We start from the raw sequence: 22,399 nt of genomic DNA, 5'->3' as shown, positions 1-22,399 counted from the left end.
CCCTCCCCCCGGAGGTCGTGCAGTTTTCCGGTCCCCTCTCCCCCGCGGCTTGGCTGCGAACGAAAGTTCCGCAGCCAAGCCGTGGGGGAGAGGGATAGGGTGAGGGGGCCCGGGGTGGGCTGGGATTTCCTCAGAAAAAGCTCCACCAGACCGGACTGGCCAGACGCCGCCGGGCTAGTTTAGAATGCCACGCAGTGCAAACCGCACCGAGCCGAAGTGGCGGAATTGGCAGACGCGCTGGATTCAAAATCCAGTTCTCGCAAGAGAGTGTGGGTTCGAGTCCCACCTTCGGTACTGAAAGCAGCGGCACCGCGTGTGCCGAGCCACGAAGACGACGCTCGCGGAGCATTTCTCCGCGAGCGTTTTTTCATGCGCGGTGCCAACACAGCCCGAGGGGCTGCAACAGACCAGTCCAGGGCAGAGCGCCGCGGCGGAGCCGCACAAGCGCCGCCCTGGGTATGGAGGCGCGCCCCTAGGTGGGAAGCCCTGAAGGGGCGCCACAGGGTGCCGCGAGAAGCTGCCCCCGCCCCTTCAGGGCTTCGGGGCGCGTGTGGGAACAGGCAACCCAGGGCGTCGCTCTGCGGCTTCGCCGCGGCGCTGTGCCCTGGGCTGGTTTGTTTGGGCCCCTGCGGGGCGGGTTGCGAACAGTTCTAGCGTTGCCCTTCCCTTCCCTCCGCTCGTCCGGGGCCGGTGGCTCTTGGCTCAATCGGCTCGGGTTCGATCTCCCGGGGATCGATCTGCCGAGGCTCGATTTCCCGCGGGTTGATCTCTCTCGGCTCGATTTGCCGCGGCTCGGACTCTCGGGGAACGGGCTCTCTCGGCACCGGTTCGCTGGGCACCGGTTCGCTGGGCACCGGTTCGCTGGGCACCGGTTCGGGTGGGGCTGCTTCGGCCGGTAGCGGTTCCGTGGGAGGCAGGATGGATGGCTCGGTCAGAGCCCACCAGCTGCCGGCGATGACGATCGCCGCCAAGCTCAAGGTCAGGACGGTGGGGTAGTAGAATCGCATGGGAGCCCCCCTCAATTCGCTGTTTCCGATCACGGATCATCGGGGCCCCGTCACGAGGCCCTAATGAAGAGGCAAAGCCTATGCCGTTCCCCGTAGGCTCCGAACGCGAATTTCAGTACAGCAGATGCGCTCAGTACAGCAGATGCGGGCGACAGCGGTCCCGCCAAGCGTCGCGGTCGAAGGCGAGCAAGCTCTCGAGCTGACCGCGGCTGAGGGGATCGCGGGCGGTGATCGCGTCGAGTTGCTCTCGGACCCGCGGCGTGCCGGCGATGATGTCGATCGGCGGCTTTTCGGTTTCGTATTCGTACGGCGGCGGGAGCCAACGGAACTGGTCGGGCCACAGGTGTCGGACTGACGCCAGAGCGGCAACCGCGGTCAGCACCGGTTGAAATGCCTCGGCGTCGGTCACCTCCAGCAGCAGTCCGCCGCAGCTTTCCCCGGCCCATTTGTCGAACGTCGGCACGAACCGCAGCGGGAGCACGGCCAGCCCCGGCAGCGCGTACTGCTGTAGCTCTTCGGCCAGCCGATCGGGATCGATGAAAGGAGCCCCCAAAACCTCGAACGGGAGCGTCGTGCCCCGCCCTTCCGACAGATTCGTTCCCTCGAGCAACACCGTGCCGGGATAGACGAGCGTGCTCTCGGGGCGAGGCACATTGGGCGAGGGCCAAATCCACCGCCGCTCCGTTGCCCCCCACTGCATCTCGCGCCGCCAACCCTCGAGCGGAACCACGTGCACTTCCGCACCGATTCCCATCAGCTCGTTCACCACGAGCGTCAACTCGCCGATCGTGAGCTGGTGCCGCAGTGGAATCGGAGCCCGGCCGACAAACGATTCTTGCCCCGCCTCGAGCATCGGCCCTTCGATCTGCTCTCCGCCGAGCGGGTTCGGCCGATCGAGCAGCACGATCGGGATGCCGGCCGCCGCACAGGCTTGCAGGCAGTACGAAATCGTCCAGACGAACGTATAAACCCGCGTCCCCACGTCTTGCAGGTCGATGACCAGACAGTCGAGTTCCTCGAGCATCGCGGCGGTCGGCGAGCGGGTCTCGCTGTACAGGCTGTGGACCGGAATCCCCAGCCGTGGATGCACCATGTGGGCTGACTCGATCATGTTCGCCTGCTGTTCGCCCCACAGCCCATGCTGCGGCGAGAACAGCGCGCGAAGCTGCCCTGGGAAAGCCTCGTCGATCACGTCGCAGGCATACCGCAAGTGACCGTCGACCGAGGCTTGGTTCATCAGCAATCCCAGCCGAGCCCCCCGCATCACCGCCGGCCGGGCCTGGGCCACTCGCTCCAAGCCAAAAAGAATTCTGCTACTCGCCATCGTCGAAACTTCGCTTCGCCCCTGTCCAGCCGCACTTGGAAAGCCGGACGATACTTTAGCCGCCGGTGCGCAGCCACTGTAGGCGGGAGCGTTTAGGCGGGGGGCCGACGTGTTTTGCCTTCCATCAGCCGCCACGCGCTAGCGTCCGGTTCTCGCGGCGTTTTCGGAAACCGGGGGCCAGCGCCCGGCGGCTGATGAACAATCCGGGCTAGCGTCCGGTTTCTGCGGAGATTGTGAGAACCGGACGCTAGCGCGTTGCGGCTGATAATGCGACAGCCAACACAAGCGCCGAGTCCGAGAGCTTACGCGGTCAGTTCCCGGATCGGTTTTCCGTGGTCGACGATCGGCGTGGGGCGACCGTTGAGGTCTTTGATGAAGACGGCCGAGGAGTCGATTCCGAGGTGACGATAGATCGTCGCCAAAAAGTCACCGGCGCTGCAGATCCGTTCGATGGCGTCCTCGCCCCGTTCGTCGGTCGCCCCGATATAGCGTCCGGTCTCGATCCCGCCGCCAGCCCAGATGTTCGAAAAAGCCCGTGGCCAGTGATCGCGGCCGGGCTGCTTGGTTCCGGCCGCGGCGCTGGCGTTTCCAGCACCGGTGCTCGGCTGGTAATTGATCTTCGGCGTGCGACCGAACTCGCCGGTGACGACGACCAGCACGCGCTTGTCGAGCCCTCGTTCATAGATGTCTTCGATCAGCGCCGAGACGGCTTGGTCGTAGGCTTGGGCACGGAACCGCATCGCGTCGAAAATGTGATGGTTGACTGCGTGGTCGTCCCAGTTCTGGACCCGTCCGCAGAGCGGTCCGCGGAGGCTGGTCGTGAGCACTTCCACTCCGGCTTCGACCAAGCGTCGAGCCATCAGCAATTGCTGACCCCAGGTGTTGCGTCCATACCGGTCCCGCGTCCGGTCGTCTTCTTGGCTGAGGTCGAACGCGTCTTTGGTTTTGGGGTTCGTCAGGAGCGTCATCGCCTGCTTTTCGAACTCGTCGAGCGCCTGCAGTTCCTCGGCTTTGTCAAAAGCTCGCTGCAGCGTGTCGAGGTTCTTGCGGAGCGAAGTCCGGCGGTCGAGCGGCATCACCTCGTTGGGATTCGAGAGCCCGATGTTGGGGACCACAAAGTTCGGTTGGTTCGGATCGCCGGTGACCGAGAACGGCGCGTAAGCATCGCCCAGATAAGCCGGCCCATTATAAGTCGTCGGCGGATTGACTCCGACCGAAGCGGGCAGCGGATTGGTCCGCGGCCCTGCTTGAGCCCGCAGATAATTCGCGACCGACATCCAGTCAGGAAGTTTGGGTTCGGGTTTGTCGCGAGTGTCGGGGTCGCCCGAGAGCATCCGCATGCTGCCGGCGGGGTGTCCTGCCGCGTTGTGCCGCATCGAGCGGAGGACGGTGAATTTGTCGGCGATCTTGGCCTGCATCGGAAGCAGTTCGGAGAACCGCATTCCGGGGACTTTGGTCGGAATCGTGCTGAACGGTCCCCGATACTCGCTCGGCGCGTTCGGTTTGGGATCGTACGTGTCGATGTGCGAGCAACCGCCCGGCTTCCAAACCATGATGACGGCGGTTTTCTCCGCAGAGTTACCGCTGTCGCTCGCAGCCCGAGCGCGGAGGACGCCGGGAAGGCTGAGGGTGGTAAACCCGGCGAGGCCCATTCGCAGGAAGCCCCGGCGGGAGTCCGGGCCGGCACACGGACCCACGGATGACGCATGGAACGGGTCAGTCATGGTTATTCTGCTGGTTTGACGCGGATCGTGATGGGCTCGGACACAACAATATCGGCGATATCCTGAGGTTCCGCCTCAGGATTTTGTTTGTACTTGGTGACCGCGCTGCCATAGAACGCGATCACATACTCTCCCGGAGGAGTTTTCAAAGCGGCCAAGTCGAGATTGACAATCGAGATTTCAGCACCCAGAGGAACATCAAACGCGGGGGCTCCTTCGAAACCGGCGCCATAAGTTTTGAAGTTGATGTTGGCTCCGGAAAACTCGCTGCGGCGGGTCAGCGACAACGGGATCGCGAGCTTCTCTCCGGCGGCGACTTCCCACAGCTTGTCCTCGGCCGGTTCGACCGTGATCGGCGCCAATTCGGTCCCGGAGACCGAAACCGGCACATCGATCAACAGCCGTGGATTGGGAATCTCACTCCACGCATTCGGGACCGGCCACTGCATCGAGGCGATGCGGCCGGGGCGAGTGACCGTTTCCCCGTTGATCGTCGCCCGGCCGAGGAACGTGGCGTTGCTGACTCCGCGGGGTGCATCTTCGGCGGCGGTGACCAGCATGATTCCGCGGGAAGCGCCCGCGGGAATCTTCAGCCCGCTGGCGGTCACCCCGGCAGGCAGGTTCTCCATCAGCAGCTCGATCTCGCCATCAAATCCATCGCGCCGCACCACCACGACCTCGAGCGCCATCGTCGCCCCACCGCGGAGGGCGACCGGTTTGGAGAGCGCATTGCGATCGCCGTTTCGCAGATTCATGTGCAGCGCCCAACCGACCACCGCAAAGTCGGGTGCGGCTTTACGAATGACCAACCGGTAAATGTTGCGGGGATCTTTCCGCGTGCCGCCAAACAAGTCGCGGATCTGCAGCCGATGCACGCCATCCTGTTGGATCTCGAGCTTGCCGAGGATATCGGTCGAGCCGGCGTTGTAGGGAGGACCGTCGTAGGAATATCCGTTGCTCGAGACTTTCACCGGGCTCGGGATATCGCTCAACTCCACCACGTCGGTCAACTTCTCCTCCGCTCCGCTGCCGCTGACGTGCTGGACCACGATCGCCGGATCGGTCGCCAGCCCGAGTCGCTCGGAGGCGACCTCGATCCACCAGACCTCTCCCTTTTTGGCCGTAAACTCAAACACGTCGACGTCGGCTGCCGGGAAGAAGCTGCCGGCGATGTCGCATGGCAGCGTGATCGGCTGCGCTTCGGCCTGCTCGTTGTTCGGCTCGGCCTCGGAGAGTGGAGCCGCAGCGGCCAACCCGGGCGGTGGCCACGAGAACGAGCTGACCGTCTGAACCGCCGGGAATGGCGGCACGAGCGCGTCTCCTTCGGCGGTGCGGATCGCCAAGCGATAGAAGTAGTGGGGACCACCGTTGTAAGTCAGGTCGTGGACTTTGATCACATACGCACCGGAGCTCGGTGCGGTGAAATCGATCGCTCCTCCGCGCCGCTCGACTTGGAGGTCGGCCCCTTTCTCGTCGGCGACGATCAGCACCGGTTTAAGCTTCGACTCGATTCCCATCGCCGCGCAGTCGATCACGACCCGCTGACCCTGCTCGGCCTCGAAACGGTAGTAGTCGATGCCCTGCTTGGTCATCACCGCGTTGCAGACCGAATCGAGCGCGATCGGATATGCCGTCTCGAGCGAGGTGTTCGAGCGATCGCGAGTCGTTTCCGGCAGGGCACCCACGTTGAACACGCGTGAGGAAGAGAGCCCCAGCCGAGTCATCAGGCGCGCCTCGTGAATCCCAAGCGGGCAATCGGCACCGATCGTGACGACATACACATTCGGGACTACGGCCCCTTTGTCGTCCAGCTTCGGTTTGGCAACCAGAGCGGGGTTCGAAAACCGCAGCTCTTCAGCTCCCTCGAGATGCTCGCCGGTGATCGTGATCTCCACCGTCGTGCCGACTTGCCCGCCCATCGGCATCGTGGTTAGCAAGCGGGGCGATGGCAGGCAGACCGATTGCGCCTGGACGGCTGGAACCGATCCCAGCAGGGCCGCTGAAAATGCCAAGCGAAGCGCGATCTTGAATTTCATCGGAGGGGACTCGCCAGAACTCGTTGGATCAGTGGTTGAAGAGGAACTCTTTCGTATTCATCAGCGCCCAGATCAGATCCTGGAAACTCTGCTTCTCGGCCGCTTCCGGAGCGAGCGGTTTGCCGCTGGCATCGAGCAGCGGTTCGTTGAGATAGGCCACCGCCGTTTCTAGTTCCTCCGGCAGCGGAGGGCGTGAGAACGCGGCCAGATAGAGCGCGTGGATTTTTTCCTCCGGCGTCATCTCAGCGGCCGACAGTTCTGCCGCCCGCCCGCCCGCCGTGGCCAGCTTGTTCTTGATATCCGCCGAATTGATCAGGTGCAGACTTTGCGCGAGGCTGGAGGATTGCACGCGCTCGCACTCGCAGACGCTCGCCGCCTCGGGCCGCCCGAAAACCTGCAGGAACGGCGACGATTTCGTGTAGCTGTTATCCGGCAGCGCGATCGCCCGCGTCTCGGCCGGCAGGTTGGCGAAATTCGTGTTCGCTCCGGTCAGATCATCGATCGAATCGAGCATGACCTCCGCCTGTAACCGCCGCAAATAGAACCGAGAATAATTCTGGCGGTCGACCCAATTCTTCTCGTTCGGAATCGAGCTGAGTTGATAGGTCCGCGAACGCGTGATCACGCGGACGAGTTCTTTCAGATCAAAACCGCTCTCGATAAAGTGCGCTTCGAGGGCGGCAAGCAGCTCGGGATTGGTTGGCGGATTGGTATCGCGAATATCATCCTCCGGCTCGATCAACCCGCGGCTGAAAAAGTGTTTCCAGTAACGATTGACCAGCGCCTTGGCGAAGTACGGGTTCTCGGGTGAGCCCATCCAATCGGCCAGCCGCAGCCGCGGGTCCTCGTCCGGCGTAATCGTTCCCACATCGTCGCCGAGCGCGGCCGGCGGGAGCGCTTCGCCCGATTTGACGTTCACGGCCGTGGCAGGACCCCGGTCGTGGAAGATCAGATCCTCGCCTCGCACGCCAGTCGGCTTGCGTCCGATGCGGCTGAAGAAGGCCGCCATGCTGTAGTAATCGTCTTGGCTCCAGCGCTCAAACGGATGGTGATGGCACTGGGCACACTGCATCCGAACGCCGAGGAATAATTGGGTGATGTCCTCGAGCTGCTCCTTCGGATCCTTGACCCGCTTGTACCAGGCGACTGGCGGGTTCTCGACGACCGTTCCAGTCGCGGCCAAAAGCTCCCGCACGAGTTGGTCGTAGGGAACGTTCGCTAACAAGCTGTCGCGAAGCCAAGCATGGAAAGCAAAGTTCGAGGTGATGTCGCTGGCATCGTCGCGGCGATTCTTCAGGAGCGGCGTCCATTTGTTGGCGAAGTAGTCCGCGTAGTTCGGGCTGCGGAGCAATCGCTCGATCACCTGATCGCGGCGATCCGGGGCGGTGTCGGCCAAAAACGCTTTGGCTTCCTCGGCGGTGGGAAGTCGGCCGGCGATGTCGATCGTGACCCGCCGCAGAAACGTCGGATCGTCGCAGACCGGCGAGGGGGGAATGCCGATCTGGCGCAGGTTTGCGAAGACATGCTCGTCGATGAAATTCACCGGCTCGGGCAAGTCTTCGACCGGGGCGCCCAACGGGACCGAGGCGGTGAAGACAGCCACTTTGCCTTGGAACCGGGCCATCACCGCCACCCTGCCCGGCAGCCGCTGGATGCTGACCCGGCCGTCGTCGGTAACCTCCGCCATCGCCTCTTGGTTCGATTCGTAGAGCGCCAGCTCGGTGACGTCGCGGACGGTGCCGTCGGAATAGGTCGCCAAGGCCGTCAGCTGACGCTCGCCTCCCATCTCGACCACTTCGCCATTGGGCTGAACCTCGAGCGAGACGAGTTCCGGTTCCGAGGGAAGGCTGTCGGTGGCGCCTTGCTGGATCCAGCGAAGAATCGTGTCGTAGCCCGCTGAGCCTCGCACCAAGCGGACGCCGCCGCCATGCGGGATCCCGCCGGAGGCTTTTTTGAGGATCAAACTTTCCTCCGGCGCAGCGCGGACGATCCGCCGCCCGCGGGCTTCCCGCACGATGCTCGCGTAGTCATCTTGCGGCTCAAAACCGAGCAGCGAAAGTTGGAAACCGTTCTGGCCTCCTCCGGCTTTCGCATGACAACCGCCCGAATTGCAATTCGCTTTGGTCAACCACGGCATCACGTCGTTGACGAAGCTGACGGTGTCCTCGGCAGGCCCGCCGGGAGCTGCGGGCTCCTTGGCAAGAGCGGGGGCTGCGAACGAACCACTCCAGATGCCAAGCGAGAGGATTGCCCACAGAAGCCTCAGACGCAGAAGCCTGGGGCGCACAGAGTCCAGCGCGGCGGGGATCGCGTTGTCCATGTCGGATTCCGAGGTAGGCGATCGGAGGCGGCAGGCTCGAGATGCCGCGGCCGGATCGTAGAATCGGGGGCGGGAGGCCTCCCATTATAACCGGGTAAAAGTATGGTTGCTACAAGGAAAGATGTGGCGCGCTTGCGAGTCGCTTGCTTGACTGGGCCTCGTTGCCGCTGCACCCTTGAGACCCCAGTACGTTCATAGCCCTGTCAGAAAACCGGGCGATTTCGAAATTCTTGAGCCGTAGGCGCTAGCCTCGGGCCTCGCTGCCTTGGGATTTCCGCTGCAGCACCCGCGGCTAGCGCCGTCGGCTCAGGGTTTTCTGACCGAGCTCTAGAATTTCCTGCCGCACCTCCTTTAGTTGAACGAGAGTGAACCGATGGCCCGCTGTCCACTGCTGATATTTTGCCTCGCTGTCGGCATCTCCCTGAGCTGCGTCGCCGACGTGCGAGCGCAGTCGGTCTTGAGCGATTCGCTTCCCCTGGCCACGACGCCTTCCGAAGAAGCGGCGTCCGAAACCACGCCCGGAACGATGGTCCGGGACTCACTCTTGCGTCAGGTCCGCCAGCAAACCGAGGCATGGAAAGAGCGTTATGAGGCGCGGACCGAACCGGCCGAGATCGAAGCCTATCAGACGAAGATGCGAGAGTTCTTTGTCGAACAGCTCGGAGGGCTGCCCGAGCGGAGCCCGCTGAATCCCCAAGTCGTCGACCGGATCGAACGGGACGGGTTCACGATCGAGAAAATATTGTTTGAAAGCCTTCCCGGATTCCATGTCACGGGCGGCCTCTTCCTTCCGGATCCCGAACGGTTTCCGCCCCCCTGGCCCGCGGTGCTCGTTGTCTGTGGTCATAGCGCCGAAGGAAAGCAGTATGAGGGATATCAGCGCGGCACGGCGCTGGCCGCGAAATATGGCATCGCCGGCTTCATCATTGACCCCATCGGGCAAGGAGAGCGCAAACAGATCCTCGGCGAAGATGGCAAACCCGCGGTCCCGAGCGCCACGACCGAACACTCTTTGCTCGGCACCGCGGCGATGCTGGTCGGCTGGAACACGGCTCGCTGGGAAATCTGGGATGGGATGCGGGCGATCGATTACCTGCAGTCGCGGGAAGATATTCGGGGCGACCGAATTGGATGTATGGGCAACAGTGGTGGTGGCACGCAGACCTCCTATTTGATGGCGCTCGATGAGCGGATCGAGGCGGCTGCACCAAGTTGTTACATCACGAGCTTTCAGCGGTTGTTGGAAACGATTGGTCCGCAAGATTCGGAGCAAAACATCCACGGCCAGATCGGGTTCGGAATGGATCACGCCGACTATCTGATGATGCGGGCTCCCAAGCCGACGATGATCGCCTGCGCGACCGAAGACTTCTTTGACATTCAAGGGACTTGGAACAGCTTTCGTTTTGCCAAGCGGCTCTATACCCGACTCGGAGCCGCGGGCAACATGCAGCTGGCCGAAGTCGATGCCGGACATGGCTGGCATCCGCTGCTCCGTGACGCGAGCGTCAAATTCATGCTGCAGCATCTAACCGGTCAGGTTGTCGAGGTCCAAGATTCCGACTGGGAGGTGCTGTCGGTCGAAGAGTTTCAAGTCGCCCCGGGGGGGCAAGTGTTGAACCTCGAAGGGGAGGTGTCAGCGTTTGATCAAGTGCGGCAGGAGAATCAGCGGCTTGCCGAGCAGCGGCGAGAGCTCCATCGCACCGCTTCTCGGGACGAGCTCCTCGCTCAGATCCGCAGGCTCGCCGGAGTCCGGCCGCTCGCCGAGCTGCCGGCGGCGAAGTTGGAATTCAAGGAGCCGCGGACCGTTGACGGCGTGACGCATCAGCCGCTGGTGCTGCAAGTGGATGAGGACATCTGGCTGCCGGCGGTGCTCGTGCGTCCCGCCAAGCAGGCTGCGGCGGGCGATTCCGAAGGGGAGGCGCGGCCGCTGACCTGTGTGCTGCACGCCGAAGGTAAAGACGCGGCGCTCGCGGCTGGCGGCGTGGTCGCAGAGCGGTTGCAGTCCGGGCACACGGTTCTGGCGATCGACATTCGCGGCGTCGGCGAAACCTTGCCCGAGGGGCGGCCCTGGTACCACGAACGCTTTGGCCGCAACGGCGGCAATGCGACCGTGGCGTACCTGCTCGGCAAATCGTATGTCGGGATGCGGACCGAGGATATCCTCCGCGCGGTCCGCTGGTTCGCGGAAAGCGAGGGCGGCTCGCAGGTCGACCTAATGGCTACCGGTGAACTGACCGTCCCGGCGCTGCACGCCGCGGCGCTCGAGCCAGAGTTATTCGCTTCGGTCGAGCTCGAAGGGGGGCTGGCTTCGTGGTCGCATCTGGTCGAGTCGCCGCTCGGTCAGAACCAAGTCGCGAACGCTGTCCATGGAGCGCTGCGGGTCTACGATCTGCCCGACTTGGCAGCGATGCTCGGCGACCGGTTGAGCAGCCGCGATCCGCGCGGCGCCGCCGGAGAGCCGCTCGAGGAGCAGCCCTGAGCCGACGGCGCTAGCCGCGGGTGCTGCAGCGAAAATTCTGGGGCTGCGAGGCCCGAGGCTCTGTCAGAAAACCCATAACAACACCCTCCCCCCGGGAGGGTCGCGAGGAACGAGCGGGGAGGGTGATGCGCGACGTCGAGCCCTGACCGCAGAAAGCTGCAGCTGGCCCTCCCCGGGCCTGAGAGCCCGACCCTCCCGGGGGGAGGGTGAGTGTGAAGAACGTCAGGAAAACCGGACGCCAAGCTCCTTCAGTAGACCGTGAGCCGACGGCGCTAGCCGCGGGTGCTGCAGCGAAAATTCTGGGGCTGCGAGGCCCGAGACTCTGTCAGAGAACCCATAACAACACCCTCCCCCGGGAGGGTCGCGAGGAACGAGCGGGGAGGGCGATGCGCGACGTTGAACCCTGAGCGCGCACAGACTCAGCTGGCCCTCCCCGGGCCTGAGAGCCCGACCCTCCCGGGGGGAGGGTGATGCTGAGAGGGAGGTTGTCACGGCAATTTCGAGAACCGAGGGCTAGGGCGTGGCGGCTGATTTCGTGAATCTTGTTTCTTTGTCCTGCTTTTGAAGTCGATGTGCATGCGATCGCAAGTTTGGAGTTTGGTTGCCGCGGCCCTGTTGTGTGTGGGGCTCTGCGGTTGCTCGTCCTCGGACGATGGATTGGAGCCGGTTGAGGGGACGGTGACGTTCGATGGCGAGCCGGTGAAGGAAGGTCGCATTCAGTTCCGGGGTACGACCGATTCGCGTGCGTTCAGCGCTCCGATCGTCGATGGAAAGTATTCGGCTGAAGTTCCGGTGGGAACGAGCTCGGTCGAAGTCACCGCTTCACGACCGATTCCGGGAAAGTTTGACGAGTCGAACCCGGGGGAACGCGTGCCGGTGGGTGAAATGTATATTCCCGCCAAGTACAATTCGCGAACGGAGCTGACGACGGATATTACTTCGGGAGAGAACGTCGCCGATTTCGCTCTGACGAGCGAATAAACCTCGCCCGACGAGTCCATCGCTCAGCAGGTCTTTCGGATCCGCGAATCGATGACTTTGACTGATGAGAACGCGCCTCTTGGCTTGCTTTGTTGGGTTACTGCTGCCTGCCGTTCTGAGCTTGGCCTTGGAACGGCGAGCGATGGCAGAAGAAGCCCGGGCCGAGAGGCCCAACGTGGTGTTCATCCTCAGCGATGACCACCGCTTCGATTTTATGGGGTTCGTCGAATCGAGCCCCGCGTTCTTGGAGACTCCCAACCTCGACCGGATGGCCGCTCAGGGGGCCCATTTCAAAAATGCGTTCGTAACGACTTCGCTATGCTCGCCGAGCCGCGCGTCGATTCTGACCGGCCAGTACATGCACCACCATCGCGTGGTCGACAACCAGCGTCCGGTCCCCGAGGGCACGACGTTTTTCCCACGATTGCTGCAGCAAGCCGACTACGCGACGGCGTTCGTTGGCAAGTGGCACATGGGGCACGACAACGACGAGCCCCGTCCGGGCTTCGACCATTGGGTCAGCTTTCCAGGGCAAGGCGTCTACTTCGATCCGACACTGAATATCAACGGCCAGCACAAGGATTTTTCGGGCTACACGACCGATGTGCTCACCGACCAGGCGCTCGAGTGGCTCAAGGGTGAACGGCCCGACGACAAGCCGTTTCTGTTGTATCTGTCTTTCAAAGCGGTGCATTATCCATTTCAGCCCGCCCCGCGCCATGCTGGTCGGTACCACGGCAAGCCGATCGACTATCCCGAGACGATGGCTAACACCGAGCGGAATTATCAGACTCAGCCGCGGTGGGTGCTCGACCGGCGATATAGCATCCATGGTATCGATCACATGGAGACCGGGGCTTTTGATAAAGATCCAGTCCCCGATTTTGACGAGCTGTATTACAACTACTGCGAGACGGTCCATGGAATGGATGAGAACGTCGGCCGCGTGCTCGATTACCTCGATCAGAACGGTCTGAGCGAGGAGACGATCGTCGTCTATATGGGCGACAATGGGTTCCACCTGGGCGAGCACGGTTTCTACGACAAACGGGACGCCTTTGAGACGTCCATTCGCGTGCCCATGCTGGCTTATGCTCCGGGCCGGATCGAAGCGGGGACGGTCGTCGAATCGATGGTGCAGAATGTCGATATCGCTCCGACGATCCTCGACGTTTGTGGAGTCGAGACGCCCGCGCGCGTCGAGTTCGACGGTCGCTCGATGCAGCCGCTGTGGCAAGGAGGCCCGGTCGAGGATTGGCGCGACCACATCCTGTATGAGTACCACTGGGAATGGAACTTTCCGGCGACCCCCACGGTGTTGGCGATCCGCACCGATCGTTACAAGTACGTCTATTACCACGGCACCTGGGATCATGACAGCTTTCACGATCTCGAGACCGACCCTCTGGAGCGGCACAATTTGATTAACGTGCCCGCTTATCAAGACCAGATCGCCGAGCTCCGCGATCGGTTGTTCAAGGAGCTGGGCGAGTCGGGAGGATTGGTGCTCCCGGTGCAAGTCCCCGCTGGCGAACGGCTCGATCAACGCAAACGACACTGATGTCCTTTCAATGAATGTCGTGGTGTTGACCGGAGCGGGAGTCTCGGCCGATTTGGAGATTGGCGTCGGAGAGGGTGCCAGCTTTCTCTCGCGATCTCGGCTAACTTGAGCATCCAGTTGTCGCGGTCGGAGCACTTTCCCCTGGAGCAAACGTCGTGAAGCGAATTGCGGTGGTCGGTGGTGGCGTGATTGGTTACTCGACGGCCATTCGGCTGGCCGAGCGGGGGCATCGGGTCACGCTGATCAGCGGCCAAGAACCGCTGGAGACGACTTCGGCGACCGCCGCTGCGTATTGGGCTCCGTACTGGATCGGCCAGTACGATCACCGCTGGGCCAGCGACACGCTCAAGGTGCTGCAGCAGTTGGCCCACGAGCCGGGAACGGGAGTGAAGCTGACGCCGGCCGAGGAGTGGCTCGACGCGGCGGGAGCCAAGGAGCTCGACGAGGAGCTCGATGAGGCCTACTGGTGGCGTCATCTGCCCGGGATTGACTGGTCGCGCGGGCCGGTTCGCGAACCGCGAAGCATGACCCTGCCGGGGACGAGCACGCCGATCGAGTTTGTCGAGCGGGTTCAGTTCGAGACGCCGGTCGCGCGGATGCCCGACTACCTCGCCTACCTCCGCCGCCGCTTCTTGGAGCTGCCGGGAAGCGAAGTGCGAGCGGGCTGGGTCGAGTCGCTCGCTGGGCTGCTCGACTCCGAAGGCTTCGACCTAGTAATCAACTGCACCGGCTGGCAGGCCAAGCACGCGGTGGCCGAGGAGCGGGAGGGACCGGAGAGCATGCGGTTGCTGGCCGGGTACGTGCTCCGGATGCCGCAGATTCCCGGCCAGCCGCTAATCACGATGCACCGCGGGCCGTTCCACGACACGCCGCTGTACATGGTGCCGCGGTCCGGGAGCGAGGAGGACATGATCTGTGGCGGGACGGCGATTCTGACCGAGCCGGCTCCCCCGGCGCGAGATCTCTTGCGCGGAGACGAGGCGATCTTCGAGCAGATCCTGGCCCGCTGCGTGGCGTTCGAACCCCGGTTGGCCGGGCAGCAGCCGCTGCAAAAACTGGTTGGGCTGCGGCCGGTTCGCAAGGCCGTGCGGCTGGAGCCCGACCCCCGCGAGCCACGGATCATTCACCACTATGGCCATGGTGGTTCAGGGCTGACTCTATCGTGGGGGTCCGCCGATGCGGTCGTTCGAATCGTCGACGAGACTGCCCCAGGTGGTTTATGATTGGGCGGGCTTTGCGGCTGCTGTTTTTTTCCGTCTTACTGGTCATCGGATTTATGCGAGTTTTGAAGAATAAGCAAGTTTCCCGTTCGCAGCGGGGCCACTTTCTGAAGCGGGCACTGTGGGTGGCCCTCGCGATCCCCGCGGCGCTTTCGCTGCAGGCTGCCGTGTCGATGCAAGCCGCCGACGGCGTCTCCGGCGACCCGCGGTTGCCTCGGATCGAGCCGCTCGAGCCCGCCGAGGCGGCGAAAACTTTCGACGTTGCCCCCGGCTACCGCGTCGAGTTGGTGGCCGCTGAGCCGTTGGTGGTCGACCCGGTGGCGTTCTGCTTCGACGCCCTCGGCCGGCTGGTGGTGGTCGAGATGCGGGACTACAGCGAGCGGCCCAACGATCACATGGGACGCTTGCGGCGGCTGACCGACACCGACGGCGACGGCCAGATGGACGAAGCGGAAACGCTCGCCGAAGGCCTCTCCTGGCCCACCGCCGTGGCGTGCTGGGGCGATGGTTACTTGGTCGCCGCGGCTCCGGACATCCTTTACATCGGCGAACCGAAGGACGGCGAACCGGTCGAGCCCGAGTTGTGGTTCACGGGTTTTCGTCGCAGCAACGTGCAGGGATTGGTCAACAGCCTTCGCTGGGGACCCGATAACCGGATCCACGGGGCGACCAGCAGCAGCGGCGCGGATGTCCAAGCGGCCGATTCCGCCAACGCCCTCCCGCTCGGCCGCCGCGATTTCGCGATCGAACCGCTCAGCCGCGAATTCGAAGCGGTTCCCGGCGGTGGCCAGCACGGGATGGTGTTCAACGCTTGGGGTGACAAATTCGTCTGCAGCAACAGCGATCACCTGCAGCAGGTGTTGATGGTCGCCGGCTCCGAAGGGGTCCTCTCGGCGACTCCGCCGATGCGTCGCAGCATCGCGGTCGATGGCCCGCAAGCCGACGTCTATCGCGCCTCGCCGGTCGAACCGTGGCGGGTGCTGCGGACCGAGCTGCGGGTTTCCGGAGCGGTTCCGGGCGTGGTCGAAGGAGGCGGTCGAGCGGCTGGCTACTTCACCGGTGCGACCGGCGTGTACGTCTACGATGGGGATCAGTGGTTTGACGAGGAAACCGACCTGGCTCTGGTTTGCGACGTCGGCAGCAACCTGGTCCACCGCAAGCGGCTGACCCCCGACGGCGTGTGGTGGGAAGGCACGCGGATCGACAAAGAGACCGAGCTGCTGCGGTCCTCGGACATTTGGTTCCGCCCGGTCCAGCTCGGTAACGGACCGGACGGTGCGGTGTACATCGCCGACATGTACCGCGAAGTCATCGAGCACCCGGCGAGCCTGCCGCCGCAAATCAAACAGCACCTCGATCTGAACAGCGGCAACGACCGCGGCCGCATCTGGCGACTGGTCAAGACCGACCGTCCCTTGCGCCGCGAAGTCGAGCCGCTCGAGACGTTCACTTCGGCCGAACTCGTTCCGGTCCTCGACCATCCCAACGCCTGGCACCGCCGAACCGCTGCCCGCTTGCTCTACGAGCGGCAGCCCCAGGAAGTCATCCCGCAGCTGCGGGCGCTGGTTCGTGAAGGGAAGACGGCCGCCGGGCGGTTGCAGGCGATGCAGACCCTCGCGGGGCTTCCCGGTGGGCTCGATGGGGCCACCGTCAAAGCGGCTTGGAACGACACCTACCCGCGGGTTCGCAGCTGGGCGGTGCGGTTTGCCGGCGGCGGCGCGGAGCTGCCGCTCGAGGTCGAGCAGATCGCCGCAGCCGGAAGCGACGATTCGATCCACGTTCGCTTCCAGCTCGCCCTGCACGCCGACACGCTGGTCGAGGACGAAGCGACGCGAGCCGCCCTGCTCTGGGAGGTCGCTCGGCAGAACCCCAGCGACGCTTGGATCCGCTGGGCCGTCGAAGGTTCGCTCGGCTCGGCCGCGGACGCGTTTCTTGATCGGCTGGCTAAGCCGGCCGAGGCGATTCCGGCGGCCGATCGCGCCGCTTGGCTGCGGGCGACCGTCTGCCAATTGCTGCACACCGACGAGGATGGGATCGAGAGCCTGGTTCGCCGGCTCGAAGCGACCGAAGCCGAATCGGCGGAGCGAAACCAGTTGATGGGAGCGATCGCCGCCGAGCTGCGAGGGCTGTCCGCCAGCAAGCGTGGTCGCCCCTTGGCCGAATGGATCAGCACGGCGCTCGATCCCACGGCCCTCGAGCCGAGCGACAGCAAGGATCGAGCATCCCTGTCGCTCGAGAACCGGTTGGCGCTGTTGCAGTGGAGCCTGCCGGCGGAGGAGACCCGCGAGCTGCTGGTCGAGCTGCTCCATCCGTCGCAGCCGATCGGCGTCCAGAAGCTGGCGATGCAGCGGCTGGTGGGCAACGACGCCGCTTCGCTCGAGCTCGTGCTCGACAGCCTCGGGGAGTTGACTCCGGGAGTCCGGGAAGCGGCCTGGGGCGTGCTCAAGGGGCAGCGGCAAGGACTGAACCTGGTTGCCGCGGCCGTGATCGATGGCTCGCTCGAACCGCGGGCGGTTCCGGCTGACGTGCAGACGCTGCTGAACGATCGCGGCGACGCGGAACTGCAAAAGCGGTTGGCCGAAGGGGCGGTCGTGATGACCGAATCGGTCCCCCCGGAGATCCTGCAGAAGTACACCGCCGTGGCGAACACCCCCGGCGATGCGACCGCTGGACGGGAGACCTTCAAGCGGATCTGTGCGGCCTGTCACCGTGCCGGTGGCGAAGGCCAAGCGGTCGGGCCCGATCTGCGGAGTGTGCTCGAAAAGTCGAACGAGCAGCTCCTGATCGCGATTCTCGATCCGAACCGCGAAGTCGACCTCCGCTTCCAGACCGTGGTGCTCGAGACGGCCAGCGGCCAGATCCTCTCGGGGGTCGTCGAATCGGAGACCGACGCCAGCGTTTCGATCGTCGATTCGCAAGGTGTGCGGACGACCGTTCCCCGCGGCGACATCGAGCAGCTGCGAGCCACCGGCCGCTCGCTGATGCCCGAAGGGTTGCACAAGGAGATTCCGCCGGAAGTCCTCCGCGACTTGCTGGCATTCCTCCGAGCAAGCCAGTCCTGAGCGGACGGCGAGAGTGGAATGTTGTTGGTTTCTCGCTTGGCACTTATCAGCCGCCACGCGCTAGCGTTCGGTTCCTGCCGCATTCGAAGGAACCGGGGGCTAGCGCCCGGCGGCTGATGGGATGAAGAACGAGCGGGCTTGCCGTTAAACGATGGCGGTAGCGGACCGGTCAGGCTGGAAAGCCTGACGTACCTTGCGACGTATCGAGGGAAACGTGATGCGGATCGTGCGATGCTGTGGGTTGGCTGTGGGGATGGTTTGGGCGGGGCTCTGCCTGTCGCTCTCGCCAGCCGCGGCGGAGGGTCTTCGCGTCGGCGTGTTCCACTCCGATGCGTCTCCCGAGATCGGCTCGATGATGGCTTACGACCGGTGCATCGAAGTCACCGATCCGCTGAGCTGTCGCGGCGTGGTGATTCTCGGCTCCGGAGAGCCGATCGTGCTTTGCGCGATCGATTGGATCGGCGTGGCGAACGAAGCCCATGACGAGCTGCGGCAGCGGCTGGCCGAAGCCACCGGGACGACACCTGAGCGGGTCTCGGTGCATGCGTTGCATCAGCACGATGCGCCTCGCTGCGACTTTACCGCCGCCGCCCTGCTCGACCACTACGGGCAGGAGCAGCTGTACGATGTCCGAGGCGCGCGTCAGGCGTTTGAGCGGGCTGCTGAGGCGGCCCGTTCGGCCGTTGAGCGGGCGGTACCGGTCGACGGGCTGGGGCTGGGGGTCGCCGAAGTCGAGCAAGTCGCTTCGAACCGGCGGATCCTGGGAGAAGACGGCAAGGTCGCCGCCACCCGCTACACCGCGACTCGCGACCCCCGGCTGCGGGCAGCACCCGCGGGAACCGTCGATCCCAAGCTGCGGATGATCAGCTTTTGGAACGGGGACGAAGCGGTCGCCGCGCTGAGTTACTTCGCGACGCACCCCCAGAGCTACTACCGGACCGGTAAAGCGAATCCCGACTTTCCGGGTTACGCGCGCGACCGCCGCCAGTCCGAGAGCGGCGTCCCGCACATTCACTTCAACGGCGCCGGCGGCAACATCGGAGCGGGCAAGTGGAACGATGGATCGGTCGAGTATCGCGAGATCTTGACCGACCGCGTCGCCCGTGCGATGCAAGCTGCTTGGGAGGCGACCGAGCGTTCGCCGCTCCGCCCCACGGACGTCGGCTGGGAATCGGTCAGCGTCGAGCTCCCGGTTGGCGAGCACGTGGACGAGTCGGTCCTGGTCGCTCGGCTCTCGGGCCAGGCGAAAGACAATCCAGAGCTGAGTCTGCTGACTGCGGCCAAGCACCTGGCGTGGCTCCGCCGCGTTCAAGCTGGCGAGAAGATCGAGATCGGTTGCCTGCGGCTGGGCACCGCGCGGGTGCTGCACATGCCGGGCGAGCTGTTCGTCGAATACCAGCTGGCCGCCCAGCAGATGCGGCCCGAGCTGTTCGTCGCCATGGCCGCTTATGGTGATTACGGCCCCGGCTACATCGGGACCGCGGTCGCCTACGATGAGGGAGGCTACGAAACCAGCGATCGAGCGACGCGGGTCAGCCCAGCCGTCGAAGCGGTGCTGCTCGGAGCGGTGGAGAAGTTGCTGAGAGATCGTACCGGTCGGCCCTAGCAGTCACCCTCCCCCCGGGAGGGTCGCGAGGAACGAGCGGGGAGGGGCCGGTAGACGCTCGCGCGATGAGTGCGTGTGACCCTTTTTCCTCAACGAATTGGCTTCTTTTCTAACGGCTCAGTCGAGAGTTCGTGTCGAAACCCATTGCCCTCCCCGGGCCTAAGAGCCCGACCCTCCCGCATGCGGGAGGGTGATGTTTTGAGTCGCCGTTTCTACTTTTGGCGACCTTTTCCTCCGGGCTTTTCACCATCCCAGCCCGAACCTCCCGGGGGGAGGGTTAGACCGGTGACCGATCCGTTATCTCGGCTCTCGAGATGCCCCCCTCCTCGCTACAACCCCGCGTCGCGGAGGCGGTCGAAGTATTGCTGAGCGTGCTCCCGCTCGTCTCGGGGCAGCGGCTCGTTGGTGAGCGGATCGCTCTCTTCGGACAGCGCTTCGACGACGGCGGTTTGGACATCTTCCCGCGTCTGTCCCTTGCGATTGGCTCCACCGGCCGGCCCAGCGATGATCGCTCGGCCGCTCTTGGGCTCGCCGCGGACTTGCGACTCGTAGGAGTTTGTATCGGCTTGGCTGTCGTCCTGATTGGCGGGCCCGCGGCCGGGCTGATTTCCGGGTTTCAGACCGCCGCGGCCGGAACGCTGGCCGAGTTTGGATTGGCTGCCCGCCCCTTGGCACTCGGCGCAGCCCGCGCCGCTGCACTGCTTGCAGGCCATCTGCTCCTTGGTCTGCGAGAGCTGGTCCATCGCGTCCTGCAGATCCTCCAGCTCGTCCATCTCGGCCTGCATCTGGCCGAGCTCGTCGGCGATCTGCTCGAGCGCTTCGGAGGCTTCCTGCTCGTTGCCATTTTCGAGAGCCTGCTGGGCGGCTTGCATCCCTTCGGCCATCTGCTGAAGCTGCTGCATGGTCGGATCCATCTGCTGCAGTTCATTCAACTTCTGCTGCATTTTGGCGGCATCCGCCGTCCGCCCCTCGCGTCGCGCTTGCTCGATTTGCTCCTCGAGTTGCTGCTTGGCCTGCTGGTGCTCGGCGGCCGCTTGCTGAATTTTCTTCTCCAGCTGCTCGATCTGCTCGGCCAACTGCTGTTTGGCTTCTTTGGAAAGCGAGCCATCGCGGAGTTTTTGAGCGAGCGCCTCGATCTGCTGTTTGGCTTCGGCAAAGTCCCCCTCGGCGAGCGCTCGGGCTGCCCGATCGGCGGGACCCTGTTCGAGGTTTTTCATCGGCGCGAGCGATTTTCGCATCTGTTCGGGAGAGCCGAGGGCGTCGCGGCGCTCTTGGAGCTGCTTTTTGAGGTCGTTCAGCGCGATCAGCGTTTCCTTTTTGTCCGGGGCCTTGTGATCAGCGATCTTCCCCGCCTGCTGCTCGAGCTTTTTGAACGTTTCCTCGGCGTCCTTGAGCCCTTCGGCGGCGGCTTGGCGACGGTGCTGCTCGAGCCGTTTTTTCAGCGTCTCAGCCGCCTTCTTGATCTGTTCGGCTTCCGCCTTGGCCGCCGCGTCGACGCCAGCATCGGCTACATTTTTCCGCGTCGCATCGGGAACGAAGATCAGGACCCCAAGAAACACCAGCGGCACGAGCGGGAGCAGGCCGCGGCGGTGCGGGACGATGGCAAAGTGCTCGCCGATCTCCAGCTGACTCGCCCGCTGCTCCGCGTCCCCCACCAGCGCCTGACCCATCTCAGTTTCCCGCGCCTCGTCGTCGAGCGCGAGACTGCTGCTGAGGCGTTCCTTGAGCCCAAAGCGTCGGTCGATCTCGAGCGCGGTTTGGGCCAGCGTGGGCCGAGTGAAGAAAGTGATTCCAGCGGCGATAAGGACCGCTGCGGCGCTTCCTCCGGCGGTCCACATCCACCACCACGTCTCGCTCGGCACCGCGAGCGGCCAGACCTTGGGGACCGCGGCCCCGATGGCGGCGAGTGCCAAGAGCACAAAGAACGTCCACGAGGCGACCCGGCCAAAACGCTGCAGGAGCAACCGGCGGCGAGCGGCGGCGATCTTATGGCGAATCGTGTCCATCGACGGTTCCCGCTCGGCAAAAGAGGATCTAGGTTGGTTTTGGCCCGGTTCTTAAAGTATACCGGGCAGGTCACCGGTCGATGAATAATCCGGATCAGGCCTTATTAGAAAACCCGCGCGACACCCTCCCCCCGGGAGGGTCGCGAGGAACGAGCGGGGAGGGCGAGGCACGGCATCGATTCGTGAACGAGGAAGGATTCAGCAGTCCCTCCCCGGGCCTGAGAGCCCGACCCTCCCGGGGGGAGGGTAAGGGTGAAACGCGTGGCGGCTGATAACTGTTTCGTACCAGCTCGCCGTTTTTCTGACGATTGCATGGACTTTGCCGGATGCTTGCCACCGATCGCGGTTCCGACGCCGATTCGCTTCCGGAGCTCGACAGCCACCCCGATGCGGACGTGGTGATCTATGACGGGCAGTGCCAGTTCTGTCGGGCTCAAGTCGAGCGGCTGGCGGGTTTCGATCGGCTAGGCCGGCGGTTCGGCGGGCCGCCACGGCTGACGTTCATTTCGCTCCACGACCCGCGGGTTCGCCAACGCTATCCCGAGCTGACGTTCGAGATGCTGATGCAGCAGATGTATGTCGTCGATCGTTTTGGGGGCCGCCACGGAGGAGCCGACGCGGTTCGCTACTTGTCGCGGCGATTGAAGGTCCTGTGGCCGCTAGTGCCGATCCTGCACGTGCCGTTCTCGGCGCATCTCTGGAGGTGGCTGTACGCGCAGGTGGCGCGGCAGCGGTACCGCTGGAACAAACCCAACTGCGACGGGGACGCCTGCGAGGTGCATTTCGGGGGGAAGAGATGACGAATGGTGGCCACGGAAGGACACGAAAAAGCACGGAAAGGTGAGGGACCGCAGATAGCACGGAGAACGCGGATAAAAGGGGAGCCCGAAAACCAAATATTCGTGCGATCCGTGGGCACAAGCTCGCGCACTTAGATTCCCTTAGAGTCAGGAGAACCGAGGGCTAGCGCCCAATACAATCTACTTTCGCGGATTCTTGTTATCAGCCGCCGGGCGCTAGCCCCCGGTTCTCGAAAATGCCATGAGAACCGGACGCTAGCGCGTGGCGGC

General features: G+C 64.0%; 13 protein-coding genes and 1 tRNA gene. 8 read left to right on the top strand and 6 right to left on the bottom strand.

What is annotated here, in order from left to right:
* Nucleotides 1–210: 210 nt before the first annotated feature.
* Nucleotides 211–294 (top strand) — tRNA-Leu (locus GNK13_RS02090).
* A gap of 356 nt (nt 295–650) precedes the next feature.
* On the opposite strand, the gene GNK13_RS02085 is transcribed toward GNK13_RS02090, so the two are convergent.
* The 5 genes from GNK13_RS02085 to GNK13_RS02065 all read right to left on the bottom strand — a co-directional run bounded on the left by GNK13_RS02085 (nt 651) and on the right by GNK13_RS02065 (nt 8,411).
* On the bottom strand, nt 651–1,007 hold the full coding sequence (locus GNK13_RS02085) for a hypothetical protein (protein ID WP_164100702.1): 357 nt from the start codon (nt 1,005–1,007) through the stop codon (nt 651–653).
* Nucleotides 1,008–1,137: 130 nt separating this feature from the next.
* Nucleotides 1,138–2,331: an exo-beta-N-acetylmuramidase NamZ family protein gene (locus GNK13_RS02080; RefSeq protein WP_164100780.1), complete on the bottom strand. Its 1,194-nt coding sequence runs from the start codon at nt 2,329–2,331 to the stop codon at nt 1,138–1,140.
* Nucleotides 2,332–2,633: 302 nt separating this feature from the next.
* On the bottom strand, nt 2,634–4,055 hold the full coding sequence (locus tag GNK13_RS02075; protein ID WP_164100779.1) for a DUF1501 domain-containing protein: 1,422 nt from the start codon (nt 4,053–4,055) through the stop codon (nt 2,634–2,636).
* Between the two features lie 2 nt (nt 4,056–4,057).
* Nucleotides 4,058–6,091 (bottom strand): serine protease, encoded by a 2,034-nt coding sequence (locus GNK13_RS02070; protein WP_164100778.1) that lies wholly within the window; start codon nt 6,089–6,091, stop codon nt 4,058–4,060.
* A 28-nt stretch (nt 6,092–6,119) separates the two neighbouring features.
* Complete coding sequence (locus GNK13_RS02065) at nt 6,120–8,411, bottom strand: DUF1549 and DUF1553 domain-containing protein (protein ID WP_164100777.1); 2,292 nt, start codon at nt 8,409–8,411, stop codon at nt 6,120–6,122.
* 373 nt (nt 8,412–8,784) lie between these two features.
* On the opposite strand from GNK13_RS02065, the gene GNK13_RS02060 reads away from it, so the two are divergent.
* From GNK13_RS02060 to GNK13_RS02035, 6 genes are all read left to right on the top strand, one after another.
* On the top strand, nt 8,785–10,893 hold the full coding sequence (locus GNK13_RS02060; protein ID WP_164100776.1) for an alpha/beta hydrolase family protein: 2,109 nt from the start codon (nt 8,785–8,787) through the stop codon (nt 10,891–10,893).
* Nucleotides 10,894–11,469: 576 nt separating this feature from the next.
* Complete coding sequence (locus GNK13_RS02055; protein WP_235934721.1) at nt 11,470–11,874, top strand: hypothetical protein; 405 nt, start codon at nt 11,470–11,472, stop codon at nt 11,872–11,874.
* Nucleotides 11,875–12,016: 142 nt separating this feature from the next.
* A complete protein-coding gene (locus tag GNK13_RS02050) occupies nt 12,017–13,435 on the top strand; it encodes a sulfatase family protein (RefSeq protein WP_203328880.1) in 1,419 nt (472 codons plus the stop codon).
* A 155-nt stretch (nt 13,436–13,590) separates the two neighbouring features.
* Complete coding sequence (locus GNK13_RS02045; protein WP_164100774.1) at nt 13,591–14,658, top strand: FAD-dependent oxidoreductase; 1,068 nt, start codon at nt 13,591–13,593, stop codon at nt 14,656–14,658.
* A 53-nt stretch (nt 14,659–14,711) separates the two neighbouring features.
* Nucleotides 14,712–17,717 (top strand): PVC-type heme-binding CxxCH protein, encoded by a 3,006-nt coding sequence (locus GNK13_RS02040; protein ID WP_164100773.1) that lies wholly within the window; start codon nt 14,712–14,714, stop codon nt 17,715–17,717.
* 217 nt (nt 17,718–17,934) lie between these two features.
* A complete protein-coding gene (locus tag GNK13_RS02035) occupies nt 17,935–19,323 on the top strand; it encodes a hypothetical protein (protein WP_164100772.1) in 1,389 nt (462 codons plus the stop codon).
* A gap of 329 nt (nt 19,324–19,652) precedes the next feature.
* Here GNK13_RS02035 and GNK13_RS02030 read toward each other — a convergent pair whose 3' ends face one another.
* A complete protein-coding gene (locus tag GNK13_RS02030; protein ID WP_164100771.1) occupies nt 19,653–21,329 on the bottom strand; it encodes a hypothetical protein in 1,677 nt (558 codons plus the stop codon).
* A 326-nt stretch (nt 21,330–21,655) separates the two neighbouring features.
* On the opposite strand from GNK13_RS02030, the gene GNK13_RS02025 reads away from it, so the two are divergent.
* Nucleotides 21,656–22,129, top strand: a complete 474-nt coding sequence (locus GNK13_RS02025) for a thiol-disulfide oxidoreductase DCC family protein (RefSeq protein ID WP_164100770.1) — start codon at nt 21,656–21,658, stop codon at nt 22,127–22,129.
* Nucleotides 22,130–22,399: the final 270 nt, after the last annotated feature.

The sequence above is a fragment of the Candidatus Laterigemmans baculatus genome (genome assembly GCF_010367455.1).
Classification (GTDB): Bacteria; Planctomycetota; Planctomycetia; order Pirellulales; family Pirellulaceae; genus Laterigemmans; species Laterigemmans baculatus.
Note: the sequence above shows the minus strand (reverse complement) of the source record. Positions and strands in the feature narration are given on the sequence as shown.